13 protein-coding genes are annotated in these 12,220 nt (G+C 71.8%); 1 reads left to right on the top strand and 12 read right to left on the bottom strand.

The genetic code is table 11. The annotated features are described in order from the left end of the window. Positions 1–21 precede the first annotated feature (21 nt). Positions 22–168, top strand: coding sequence for a hypothetical protein (locus tag ACN269_RS24695; RefSeq protein WP_421474650.1), 147 nt, complete (start codon positions 22–24; stop codon positions 166–168). Between the two features lie 414 nt (positions 169–582). On the opposite strand, the gene ahcY is transcribed toward ACN269_RS24695, so the two are convergent. The 12 genes from ahcY to ACN269_RS24635 all read right to left on the bottom strand — a co-directional run bounded on the left by ahcY (position 583) and on the right by ACN269_RS24635 (position 12,213). Further along, on the bottom strand, positions 583–2,082 hold the full coding sequence (gene ahcY, locus ACN269_RS24690) for an adenosylhomocysteinase (protein ID WP_421474649.1): 1,500 nt from the start codon (positions 2,080–2,082) through the stop codon (positions 583–585). Positions 2,083–2,345: 263 nt separating this feature from the next. After that, complete coding sequence (gene manA / locus ACN269_RS24685) at positions 2,346–3,509, bottom strand: mannose-6-phosphate isomerase, class I (RefSeq protein WP_421474648.1); 1,164 nt, start codon at positions 3,507–3,509, stop codon at positions 2,346–2,348. Positions 3,510–3,512: 3 nt separating this feature from the next. Continuing rightward, on the bottom strand, positions 3,513–4,520 hold the full coding sequence (locus tag ACN269_RS24680; RefSeq protein WP_421474647.1) for a cation diffusion facilitator family transporter: 1,008 nt from the start codon (positions 4,518–4,520) through the stop codon (positions 3,513–3,515). Positions 4,521–4,578: 58 nt separating this feature from the next. Further along, the gene (locus ACN269_RS24675) at positions 4,579–5,775 is read right to left on the bottom strand and encodes an SIS domain-containing protein (protein ID WP_421474646.1); all 1,197 of its coding nucleotides are present in this window, start codon (positions 5,773–5,775) and stop codon (positions 4,579–4,581) included. Next, positions 5,772–5,957 (bottom strand): Trm112 family protein, encoded by a 186-nt coding sequence (locus ACN269_RS24670; protein ID WP_007455824.1) that lies wholly within the window; start codon positions 5,955–5,957, stop codon positions 5,772–5,774. The genes ACN269_RS24675 and ACN269_RS24670 overlap by 4 nt, the downstream gene beginning before the upstream one ends. Positions 5,958–6,017: 60 nt before the next feature. After that, a complete protein-coding gene (locus ACN269_RS24665; RefSeq protein ID WP_421474645.1) occupies positions 6,018–7,403 on the bottom strand; it encodes a phosphomannomutase/phosphoglucomutase in 1,386 nt (461 codons plus the stop codon). Between the two features lie 69 nt (positions 7,404–7,472). Continuing rightward, positions 7,473–8,513 (bottom strand): hypothetical protein, encoded by a 1,041-nt coding sequence (locus tag ACN269_RS24660; protein ID WP_421474644.1) that lies wholly within the window; start codon positions 8,511–8,513, stop codon positions 7,473–7,475. Between the two features lie 105 nt (positions 8,514–8,618). Next, a complete protein-coding gene (gene nfi / locus ACN269_RS24655) occupies positions 8,619–9,359 on the bottom strand; it encodes a deoxyribonuclease V (RefSeq protein WP_421476551.1) in 741 nt (246 codons plus the stop codon). A gap of 17 nt (positions 9,360–9,376) precedes the next feature. Continuing rightward, entirely contained in the window at positions 9,377–9,652 is a 276-nt protein-coding gene (locus ACN269_RS24650; RefSeq protein ID WP_421474643.1) for a hypothetical protein, read from the bottom strand. Between the two features lie 100 nt (positions 9,653–9,752). Beyond that, positions 9,753–10,409 (bottom strand): tetratricopeptide repeat protein, encoded by a 657-nt coding sequence (locus ACN269_RS24645; protein ID WP_421474642.1) that lies wholly within the window; start codon positions 10,407–10,409, stop codon positions 9,753–9,755. A 101-nt stretch (positions 10,410–10,510) separates the two neighbouring features. Further along, entirely contained in the window at positions 10,511–11,635 is a 1,125-nt protein-coding gene (locus ACN269_RS24640) for an IS30 family transposase (RefSeq protein ID WP_421470828.1), read from the bottom strand. A 146-nt stretch (positions 11,636–11,781) separates the two neighbouring features. Further along, the gene (locus ACN269_RS24635) at positions 11,782–12,213 is read right to left on the bottom strand and encodes a hypothetical protein (protein ID WP_421476549.1); all 432 of its coding nucleotides are present in this window, start codon (positions 12,211–12,213) and stop codon (positions 11,782–11,784) included. Between the last annotated feature and the right edge of the window lie 7 nt (positions 12,214–12,220).

Here is a 12,220-nt window from a genome sequence, read left to right as displayed (position 1 = left end):
GACCGTGCGAGGATCCCGGGCGTGAAAGCCTTCCTGCCGTGGCTCGCGGTGTTGGCCGTGGTGCTACTGCTCAGCGCGCTACGCCAGCGAACGCTGGCCACCGTCGTGTCGCTCGGCTGGCTGGCCTGGTGCGCATGGACCTGGCTCCGCCCCACCCCCCGCCGCTGACCCCCGCGCCCCGCGCCCCGCGCCCCGCGCCCCGCGCCCCGCGCCCCGCGCCCCGCGCCCCGCGCCCCGCGCCCCGCGCCCCGCGCCCCGCGCCCCGCGCCCCGCGCCCCGCGCCCCGCGCCCCGCGCCCCGCGCCCCGCGCCCAAGATCGTCACAGTTTCAGGGATATTGCTGCATCAGACGCGCCGGAGGCAGCAACATCCCCGAAGTTGCTGCCATCCCCCGCCCCGCTCGCCCCCAGGCCCGCGCGATCTTGCGCTTTCTGTGGGGACATAGGGGTCGAGGGGCGCAAATCACCAGCCGAAACCGCAAGATCGCGGGGCGGAGGGCGAGGGGCGAGGGGCGAGGGCGGGGCGGGGCGGGAACTACGGAACGGGCCGGCTGTGTGCAGCCGGCCCGTTCCGATGACGTGGATCAGTAGCGGTAGTGGTCCGGCTTGAACGGGCCCTCCGGGGAGACGCCCAGGTACGCGGCCTGCTCCTTGGTGAGCGTGCTCAGCTTCGCGCCCAGCGCGCCAAGGTGCAGGCGGGCCACCTTCTCGTCCAGGTGCTTGGGCAGCACGTAGACGCCGACCGGGTACTCCTCGGTCTTGGTGAACAGTTCGATCTGGGCGATCGTCTGGTTGGCGAACGAGTTCGACATGACGAAGCTCGGGTGCCCGGTGGCGTTGCCGAGGTTCAGCAGACGCCCCTCGGAGAGCACGATGACGGCGTGCCCGTCGGCGAAGCGCCACAGGTCGACCTGCGGCTTGATGTTGACCCGCTCGACGTCGGACCGCTTGGCCAGACCGGCCATGTCGATCTCGTTGTCGAAGTGGCCGATGTTGCCGACGATGGCCTGGTGCTTCATCCGGGCCATGTGCTCGTTGGTGATGACGTCGAAGCAGCCGGTGGCGGTGATGAAGATGTCCGCCTGCTCGACCACGTCGTCCAGGGTGGCGACCTGGTACCCGTCCATCGCGGCCTGCAACGCGCAGATCGGGTCGACCTCGGTCACCACGACCCGGGCGCCCTGACCGCGCAGCGACTCGGCGCAGCCCTTGCCCACGTCGCCGTAGCCCATGACCACGGCCATCTTGCCGCCGATCAGCACGTCGGTGGCCCGGTTGATGCCGTCGATCAGGGAGTGCCGGCAGCCGTACTTGTTGTCGAACTTGCTCTTGGTCACCGAGTCGTTGACGTTGATGGCCGGGAAGAGCAACGTGCCGGCGCGGTGCATCTCGTAGAGGCGGTGCACGCCGGTGGTGGTCTCCTCGGTCACGCCCTTGATGCCGGCCGCGATCCGGGTCCAGCGCTGGCCGTCCTCGCCCAGCGAGCGGTGCAGCAGCTCCAGGATGACCGCGTACTCCTCGGAGTCGGCGGACTCGACCGGCGGCACGACGCCGGCCTTCTCGAACTCGGCGCCCTTGTGTACGAGCAGGGTGGCGTCACCGCCGTCGTCGAGAATCATGTTGGGGCCCTGGCCGTCCGGCCAGAGGAGCACCTGCTCGGTGCACCACCAGTACTCCGGAAGCGTCTCGCCCTTCCAGGCGTACACCGGAACGCCGGCAGGGGCTTCGGGGGTGCCGTCCGGGCCGACGACGATCGCGGCGGCGGCGTGGTCCTGGGTGGAGAAGATGTTGCAGGACGCCCAGCGGACCTGCGCGCCGAGGGCGACCAGCGTCTCGATCAGGACGGCGGTCTGGATGGTCATGTGCAGCGAGCCGGTGATCCGCGCGCCGGCGAGCGGCTGCGCCTCGGCGAACTCCCGCCGGATCGCCATCAGACCGGGCATCTCGTGCTCGGCGAGCTGGATCTCCTTGCGCCCGAACTCGGCGAGCGACAGATCCGCCACCTTGAAGTCGCCCTCGGCGAGCGTGCTCGGCCGGGCCTCGGACGGCGTACCGCTGGCGGCCGCCGGGAGGGTGCTGGTCATGAAAGCTCCTGTCGAACGATGTCTGCGCCGATCCTCCACCTTACGCGCGCCAGCGACGACCGCCGGGGGACGGGCGGCGGACAGCGCACGGGGCGGTCGGTGGTGGACAGACCCGCTGCCCGCCTCCGCCCGCCCCGCGCATCCCCCCGGTTTGGTTCCCCGCACGTTGCCGGACCGTCGTCGCGATAACGCTGCGTACTCATAGAGTCACACTCAGGCTATGCCGAGTCAAGCTATTCCGGGAAAGTCGGACTTGCGTCGAGTCAGCGCAGACCCGACGTCGCCACGTACGCCTCGCCGTTGCCGCTGATCCGCAGCGGCTCGCCGGCCGCCGTGCCGATCGCCGCCTCGCCGGAGACCAGCGTCAGGGCGCCAGCCCCGTCGTCGACCGTCACCGAGCCCGCGCCGCAGAGCACCACCCGGGGACCGGGCAGAGTCAGCGTGGCCTCCGGCACATCCGCGCCGACCCGCACCCGGTGCAGCGCGAAGTCGTCCACCGGCACCGCCCAGCAGTCCACCCCCGGGCCGACGGGCCGGGCGGCGCGCACCGGATCGTCGAGCACCTCGAAGCGCAGCACCCGCACCAACTCGTCCACGTCGACCCGCTTCGGGGTGAGGCCGCCCCGCAGCACGTTGTCGCTGGCCGCCATGATCTCGACGCCACAGCCGCTGAGGTACGCGTGCAGGTTGCCCGCGGGCATCCAGATCGCCTCGCCCGGTACCAGCCGCACATGGTGCAGCAGCAGCGCCACCAGCACGCCCGGGTCGCCCGGATAGGCCTTCGCCAGCCGCCGGGCCAACTCGGCGTCCGGGCCGTCGGCCGCCGACGCCACGACGGACCGCAGCAGCCCGTCGCGCCCCGCCGCCGGCCAGCCGAGCAGCGTCCCCACCGCCGTGCGCAGGCCCGCCGGCCCGGTGCGCAGCGCGTCGACCACGGGCCCCAACTCGGGTACGCCGAACGCGGCGAGCGCCTCCGCCGACTCCACCGGATCGCGGAAGCCACACAGCGCCTCGAACGGGGTGAGCGCGACCAACAACTCCGGCTTGTGGTGCGGGTCGGAGTAGTTGCGCTCCCCCGCCGGGAGATGCGCCTCGGCCGCGAAACCCGCCCGAGCCTGCTCGGCATCCGGGTGGGCCTGCAGACTCAGTGGCGAGTCGGCGGCGAGAACCTTGAGCAGGAACGGCAGCCGGCTGTCGAAACGGTCGGCCACCCGTTGGCCCAGCCACTGCCCCGGCTCGTCGCGTACCAGGTCACAGAGGCTCACCCGGGCCCCGGCGCGCTCCACGCTGGCCGGGGCGGCCGGGTGGGCGCCCAACCACAGCTCGGCCTCCGGGCCGGGGCTGGGCACCGGTCGCCCCTGCAACAGCGCAATGGCGGAGCGGGACCCCCAGGCGTAGTCGCGGATCGGTCCGTACAGCGGTTCCACGTCTCAGACCCCGGGTTGCCCGACCGCCTCGCCCGCGGACTCCTGCGGCTGCGGTACGGCGGTGTCGGCAGCGGCGCCGGTGCCGGCCTTGGCGGCGGCGACGCTGTAGATGTCCGGCTCCAGGTAGATCACCCGGGCGATCGGCACGGCGGTACGGATGCGCGCCTCGACCGCGTTGATGCCCCGGGCCAGGTCGTGCGCGCTCTCGCAGGCCGGTACGCCGATCTTCGCGGCCACCATCAGCTCTTCCGGGCCCAGGTAGAGCGTCTTCATGTGGATGATCCGCTCCACCTCGGGGCCCTCGGTGATGGCCCGCTCGATGGCCGCCAGATCCTGCTGCTCGGCACCCTCACCGAGGAGCAGGCTCTTGGTCTCGATGGCCAGCACGATGGCGATGACCACCAGCAGGACGCCGATCATCGCGGTGCCGGCCGCGTCCCACCGGCCGTTCCCGGTGGCCAGCGTCATGCCGACGCCGAACAGCGCGAACACCAGACCGACCAGGGCGCCGAAGTCCTCCAGCAGCACGACCGGCAGCTCCGGCGCCTTGGCCCGGCGGATGAACCGCACCCAGGACTGCTTGCCCCGGATGTGGTTGGACTCCTTGATCGCCGTCCGGAAGGAGAACGACTCCATGCCGATCGCCACCACCAGCACCGCCACCGGCAGCCACTGCCACTCGGTGATGCCCTCCGCGTGCGACCACTTGTGGTACGCCTCGTAGAGGGCGAACAGTCCACCGATGCTGAACAGCACGATCGACACGATGAACGCGTAGATGTAGCGCTCCCGGCCGTAGCCGAACGGGTGTTCCGGCGTGGCCGCGCGCTTCGCCCGCTTGCCACCGAGCAGCAGCAGAGCCTGGTTGCCGGAGTCGGCGACCGAGTGGACCGCCTCGGCCAGCATCGACGAGGACCCGGAGAGCAGGAACGCGATGAACTTGGTGACGGCGATGCCGACGTTGGCCAGCAGGGCGGCGACGATCGCCTTCGTCCCGCCGTTCGCGCTCACGCCGTCACTCCGCTTCGCGTCGTGGTGACGTACATGCCGCGCCGCCCCCTGGGTACGTTCACTGGTTCGACAGCTCCTTCATCTCGGTGATGGCCGGTACGGCCATCGGGTCCAACCCGTGTGCCAGAGCAAGATAGATCGAGGCGAAGTCCGGTACGGCGATCAGCGAGGCCAGCCGCTCCAGAGCCGACCCGCCCTCGGCGGTCACCACGTCACACCGCACGCCGCGGCGCTCGGCGAGGGTCTGCACCGCGTCCGCGCGGCGCTCCTCGACGGCGAGCGGCTCGTCCGTGTCGTCCTCGGCGTTGAGCCCGCCGTCGCGCAGCAGCACCAACCGCAGCCGGGTGCCCTCGCCGTCGTCCTCCGACGGGTCGGCGAAGATGTCCCGCTCGCCCTCGGCGAGGCCGCCGAAGACGCCGTCCAGCAGGCCGACCCGTCCCCGCCCGGCCTCGCCCAGCGCGCCGGTGACCACCGGGTAGCGGGCGTTCGCGGACAGGGTGTCGCCGAACCGGCGGGCCGCCACGGTCGCCAGCGGCGACGAGCCCCAGACGATCGGGATCGAGCCGGCCAGGCCCAGCGCCAACGACTTGGCCGGGTTGACGAACGACTCGGCGGCGGAGCGGCAGCGGTCGGCGTCCGCGTCGAGCCGGGCGGCCGTCTCCGCCAGGTCCGCCTCGTTGACCTTCACCAGGCCGAGTGACCGCGCCGCCAGCAGGACCGGCACGGTGAGCGCCCAGAGGCTGGCCCGGGCCGGCGCCCGTCGGGGCACCGGGATGAACGGCGCGCGGGCCCGCTCGGCCACCGACTGCAACTGCGAGTCCGGTGCGCCCACCGCGACCAGCCGAGCGCCGCGCCGATGCGCGGCCTCGGCGGCGCCGAGCGCCTCCGGGCTGCGACCGGACGCGCTCACCGCGATCACCACGTCGGCGGCGCCCACCCAACCGGGTACGCCCGCGCTGCGGTGCCCGATGATCGGCACCGGGCAGCGCGGTCCGGCGACCGTGGCCAGCACGTCACCGGTACGCCCGGCGGTGCCGATGCCGGCGATCACCACGGCCCGGGGCCGCCCGTCGTCGGCGAGCACAGCCAGGTTCGCCTCGGCGGCCAGCGCTGCGCTCTCGCGCACCTGCGCGCCGGCCGAGGCGGTGTGCCGCAGCATGCCGCCCGGGTCGTGCTCGGCCAGCGCGTTCGGGTTGTCGAGCAGTGCCTCGTCGGCGTCGCGCCGCCCGCTGACCCCCGCCGTACCGTCGATCATGACTGCTGTCCGGGGCCGCCACGCGCCTCGTCGAGGAGCAGCACCGGCACGTCGTCGCGGACCTCGAAGATCCGGCCGCACTCCGTGCAGGTCAACGTCTGCGCCTCCGCGTCGTAGGTCAGCGGGGCGTGGTGCGTGTCCGGGCAGGCGAGGATCTCGAGCAACTGCGGATCCAGGGCCATGGCACGGCTCCTTCCACGAGTGCGGGTCACCGACGGCGGTGCCGACCGGCGCAGGCGATCTTATCGGCGAACGCGGTCGAGCACCTCGTCCCGGAGCGAGACCATCCGCTCGCGGGTGGGCGCCTCGACGTTGAGCCGCAGCAGCGGCTCCGTGTTGGAGGCGCGCAGGTTGAACCAGGCGCCGTCTTCGAAGCGCAGCGTCAGCCCGTCCATCTCGTCGGCCGTCGCGTCCGGGTAGGCGGCCCGCACGTCGGCCACCGCCGCGGCCTGGTCGGCGACCGTCGAGTTGATCTCGCCGGAGGCGACGTAGCGCTCGTACTCGCCGGCCAGCACGGACATCGGCAGCGACTGCTCGCCCAGGGCGGCAAGCGTGTGCATCGCGGCGAGCATGCCGGTGTCGGCGAACCAGAAGTCCCGGAAGTAGTAGTGCGCCGAGTGCTCACCGCCGAAGACCGCGTTGGTCCGGGCCATCTCCGCCTTGATGAAGGAGTGCCCGACCCGCGCCACCACCGGCTCCCCACCGTGCTCACGGATGATCTCCGCCACCGCGCTGGAGGTGATCAGACCGTGGATCACCGTGGAGCCCGGGTGCTTGGCCAGCTCGCGAGCCGCGACCAGCGCGGTGATCGCCGACGGCGAGACCGGCTCGCCGCGCTCGTCGACCACGAAGCAGCGGTCGGCGTCGCCGTCGAAGGCCAGGCCGATGTCGGCGCCGTGCTCGACCACGGCGCGCTGGAGGTCGACCAGGTTCGCCGGGTCCAGCGGATTTGCCTCGTGGTTGGGGAAGCTGCCGTCCAGCTCGAAGTAGAGCGGCACGATCTCCAGCGGCAGGGCCGACAGGGCGGCCTCACCGAGCACGGTGGGGACGGTGTAGCCACCCATCCCGTTGCCGGCGTCGACGACCACCTTCAGCGGCCGGATGCCGGAGAGGTCGACCAGCTTGCGCAGGTAAGCGGCGTAGTCGGGGAGCAGGTCACGCCGCTCGGCCGGCCGGGTCGGCTCGCCCGCCGGGCGGGACGCCTCCGAGTCCAGCATCGCCTGCGCCCGGTCGCGGATCTCCGCCAAGCCGCTGTCCTGGCCGATCGGCCGGGCCCCGGAGCGGCACATCTTGATGCCGTTGTACTGCGCCGGGTTGTGGCTGGCCGTGAACATCGCCCCGGGCAGGCCGAGCGAACCGGAGGCGAAGTAGAGCAGGTCGGTGGAGGCGAGCCCGATCTCGATCACTGAGCGCCCCTCGGCCCGTACCCCGGCGGCGAAGGCGGCCGCCAGACCGGGCGAGCTGGCCCGCATGTCGTACCCGACGACGACGGCGTCACCGGGCTCGTCGGTGGCGTTGAGCAGCTGGGTGAAGGCGGCACCGAGCGCCTCGGCGGCCCGTTCGTCCCACTGGTCCGGCACCGTCCCTCGGACGTCGTACGCCTTGACGATCTGGGACAGATCAGACACTAGTTCCGCTCCTTGGCCGCAGGTTTCCAACGAACCTGAGCGTATCGGAGCGGCCGGGCCGCGCCCCGCTCAGCCGGGGAGCCGGGGCATGAACACGGTGTGGTCGCCGCCGTCCGGGCCCTCGGGCCGGGGCGGAGCACCGGGATCGCCGGGGACGCCCGGCATGACCTGAGTGGCGTCCGGCGGGGTCGTGGCGGGCCGCGCCCCGTAGACGCCCCCGGGAGCGGGTCGCGGAGCGGGCACGGCCGGCGGCTGCTGGCCGTACACCGGGCCGGGGTGACCAGGCGCGGCCGGTGACCCACCACCCGCGCGGTAGGTGGTCCCACCGGGGTTGCCCGGCAGCGGGCCGGGCTCGTCGGTCGGCGTGCGGTCCTGCCGGGAGCGGCGGACCAGCAGCACGATCAGCAGCGCGCCCACCGCCACCATCGCGATGCCGAAGAACATGATCAGCGAGCCACCGCCGCCGGACTCGGCGGACAGCGCCGTCGTCGAGGGCGCGCCGGAGGCCGGGCCCAGCGCGGCCGGGTCCACCACCTCGCCCGCCGTCGCGACCTCGGTCGGGGTCGGCGTCGGGGTGGGCTTCTTGGACGGCGTCGGGGTGGGTGACGGCGAGAGCCGCCCGGCGACCTTCGCCTCGTCGATAGCGTGCCCCAACTGCTGGCCGGCAGCGGTCAGACCGATACCGGTCACGTAGAGCCGACCACCCTGCGTACCGGCGGCGAACGCCACCCGATACCGCACGGTGGTCCCCTTGCCCTTGCACAACGTCGGCTTGGCCGGGGAGGTCTCCCCGGTAGCCACGTTGCCGCCGCCACCGGAGACACCCACCGGGCGCCAGCGTCCGCCCACGTTGACCTGGACCGCCACCTGATCCGGCTGAAGGCCCTCAAGGCTCAGACCCAGCGCCGTACGCAGCAGGACGCACCCCTCGGAGCGCTTGCGCACCGCGACGTTCACTGCCTGGGGAGAACCTCCGGCGGCGAAGCTGCTGGCCGCGCCCACCCGGACCGAGTCGTCGTCGGCCAACGCGGGTGACGCACCGAGCATCACCAGGCCGACCAACAGACCGCAGACCGTCGCGAGCCGTGCGGCACGTCGACGCAGCTTCATGATCACCTCACCGTTCCTCCCCGGGTGGGGTCCGCCGGACAGGCTACTACCGGGCCACTCCCGCCACCGGTCATAGAGCGGTCGACATGTGTGCGGCGTTACGGTCTACGACGCGCGCCCAGCGTCGTGTCCGGCACGGGCGAGCGCATCGCGGCAGAGCCGGTCGGCGGTGCGCGTCGTCTCGGGAAGGCGGTAACGCGGCGTCAGGGCGAGCACCCGGGCAGTGGCGTTCTCCAGACTCATCCGGTGCCCGACGCTCACGAAGACCGGCTTCACCCCGTCCTGGGTACGCACCACCCGGCCGATCACCGCGTCCCCGTCGCGCAGCACCGACCAGGCGCCCCGTTCGGCGGCCGGGGCTTCCCACGCGCCGACCAGCGGCGTCTTCCCCACCCCGATCGCGGGCAGGTCGGTGACCACCCCGAGGTGACAGGCCAGCCCGAAGCGGCGCGGATGGGCCACCCCGTGCCCGTCGCAGACCAGCAGGTCCGGGACGGTCGTCAACCTGTCCAGGGCGGCGAGCAGAGCCGGGACCTCGCGGAAGGCGAACAACCCCGGCACGTAGTCGAACGCGGGCCGGCCGACGCTGACCGCCGAATCCACCACGGCCAGCGTCCGAGCATCCAGCACGGTCACGGCCGCCGCGAGGAGGTCACCGCTCTCGGCGTACGCCACGTCCAGGCCGGCCACCGTGTCCGGCGCGAGCGGGCCGGGCCCGACCAGGTCGACGAGCGGTCGCAACTCCTCCTGTACGGCCACCGCCTCCGCGATCCACGCCGGCTCGGACGTTGATCCACTCGGTTTCGCCGATGTCGCGGTGTCCCACGCCCTCGGACAGCCCGACATCGGCGATGTCGAGTCGCTCACACGTCGTCCGACCTGTCCTTGCCGGACGGTCGCGGCGCGCTGCCACCCTCGGCCGGAGCTGACACTCCGGCAGTCGCCCCGTCGACCTCATCGCCGTCCGCCTGCCTTCCGGTGGCACCGAAGGCCACCCCGAAGGCGACGGCCATGGCGACACCGAAGGCCACGCCGCCCGTAGGACCCATCATCGGGATGCCGATCGCCAAGCCGAACAGAAGGCCGACCGGCCACCCCCAGAGACGCGCCCTGCCGCTGTCGGTCGTGAAATTCGCCATGGACCGATGTTAATCGGCACGGCCAACCATGCGGGCCGCCCGCCGAGGCGCGCTGTGTCGTCGGCCGTAGAGCCGCCGAACCTCGCCCACCGGTCCGCGATCAGGTGAGTTTCAGCTCGTCGCGGGCCTCGTCGACCCACCGGGCGATGCCGTGCGCGCCACTGTCGGTGGCCAACGACGTGGCCTCGTCGAGCAAGCTACGGGCGGCGTCCCGGTCACCGTCGCTCGCCGCCAGGTCCGCCAGCCCGATGAGGTTCGCCGCGACCCCCGCCGTAAAGGACAGCTTCCGGCGCAGCCGCGTCGACTCCTCCAACAACTCCCGCGCCGCCCCGACCCGACCGGCGGCCTGCTCGCCGAAGCAGAGGTGCCGCAGCACGTACGACAGGGTCAGCTCGTCCCCCGCCCCGGTCGCCAACTCCCGCGCCCGGGCGAAGGCCGGATCGGCGGTGGCCTGGTCCTGCCGGATCACCTGGTGGACCGTACCCACCCAGAACAGCGCCTCACCCTCGCCACGGGCGTCGCCCACCTCGCGGTAGAGCTGCGCCGCCCGCTCGAAGAGCGACAGCTCGGCCGGGTCCTCGGCCCCGCTCTCCAGGAACCGGGCGTGCAACAGCCGTCCCCGGGCCAGGGCCGTGTCCGCCTCCAACGCCACGAGATCCCGCTCGGCCGCGGGCAACGACGTCGCGTCGCCACCGAAGACCGCCTGCTCGTAGCGTTCCTGTGCCCGCGTCAACCGGACGTCGAACCCCTCGGCCATCACTGACCCACCCTTCCGTCGATACGCGCGCCGATGCCCGTCACCCGTCCCGTCATGATCGACTCCACGTCGGCGATGTCGCGCCATCCCGCCGGGCGGTTTCAAGTGGTGGTTGCAACCAGGTGTTTGTGGAGTACCTCGGCTGGATTCTGCCAGTCGAGGGTTTGGCGTGGTCGTCCGTTGAGTTCTCGGGCCACGGCGTCGAGGTCGTCCTGGGTCCAGGTGCGAAAGTCGGTGCTGGAGCGGGGGAAGTACTGGCGCAGGAGACCGTTGGTGTTCTCGTTGCTGCCGCGTTGCCATGGGCTGTGGGGGTCGCAGAAGTAGACCTTGCAGTCGGTGGCCAGGGTGAACACCGGGTGGTAGATCATCTCGATGCCCTGGTCCCAGGTCAGGGTCTTGCGCAGCTCGGCCGGCAGCCGGCGCATGAGACCGGTGAGGGTGTCGATGACCTGTTCACTGACCCGCGATTCGGGCAGAGCGCCAAGCATCACGTATCGGGTGGCCCGCTCGACCAAGGTGATGATCGCGCTGGAGCCTCGGGCGCCGATGACCAGGTCACCTTCCCAGTGCCCGGGCACGGCCCGGTCTTCGACCTCGGCCGGGCGGGTTGAGATGTGGAAGTCACGCACCCACGGGCGTCCCCGCAGCGCGCCGGCCTGGCGCGACTGGGGCCGTCGGCCAGCGCGTCCCGAGCGCAGCGCGACTTGCCGGGCGAGTTCCTGGCGCATTCCACCTCGGGCCTGGAAGTAGATCGCTTGGTAGATCGTCTCGTGTGACACCCACATCTCCGGCCTGTCGGGGAACTCCCGCCGCAGCGACCGAGCGATCTGCTGCGGCGAGTGCCGCTGACACAGACGATCCTTGACCGTCTGCCACAACGGCGGCCACGCCCGCCCCCACCTCGGACGCAACTTGCCCTCACGAGGACGCCGCGCCCGCGCATCCGCCTTGTCCTGAGCGTTGCGGTGAGAGTACTTCCACCGGTACGCCCCACCCCATCCCTTCGGATAGCCCACCCCGGCCACATAACCCGGGTCAGGCCCGAACGGATGCCGCTGACCCGCCGGCACCCGACCCCCGGTGCCACAGTGATTCCGCGACAACTCCCGCCAAACCGTCGAGCGATGCCGCCCAATCACCTCCGCGATCTGCGGGAACGTCAACCCCTGACCGAACAACACCTCAATCTGCGCCCGCTCCGCGGACGACAACCTCTGCCCCGGCATGACCCCTCATCCTGACGAGAATCCACCCCGTTGCAACAACCACTTGAGCCCAAGCCGGGCGGAAACCGCCACTTCGGCGATCCGGTGTCGATCACTCTCTGCGTCGGCTGATCCAGCCTTCCGTCGATGCGCTCGGCGCGCAATCCCTACGCCCCGCGGGCAATGTCCGGGTCCGCGCCCGGGTCGCCCGCCGCCCGAAGCTGCTCCTCGAACATCACGAACGACCGCTGCCGGATCCCCCGGATGAGAGCCTGCTCGCGCGGCGTCAGCTGCCGCCCCTCGGCCTTTGCGGTATCCCTGATTGCCTGCACGGTCTCGTACAGAGCGAAGACCGGACCTTCCCCTTCGAGATAGTGGGCGCGGAACCGCTCCACCTCCTGCACGAAATCCTCCGGGGTGCGCCGGAAAACATCTCCACCGACGTCGAAGACGATCTCCGTGAAGAGGTCGTTCTTCGCCTGCCAGCCTCCCGTGTCGATTGCAACTCGCCATACCCGAGCACCACCGTCGGGTGTCTCCACAATCTTGACGGGAGACTGGTGGTAGAGGTAGTAGGACGGAAGAACCAGACCGGGCATCTGCACC

It is taken from the genome of Micromonospora sp. WMMD736 (genome assembly GCF_049179015.1).
Lineage (GTDB): Bacteria > Actinomycetota > Actinomycetes > Mycobacteriales > Micromonosporaceae > Micromonospora.
Note: the sequence above shows the minus strand (reverse complement) of the source record. Positions and strands in the feature narration are given on the sequence as shown.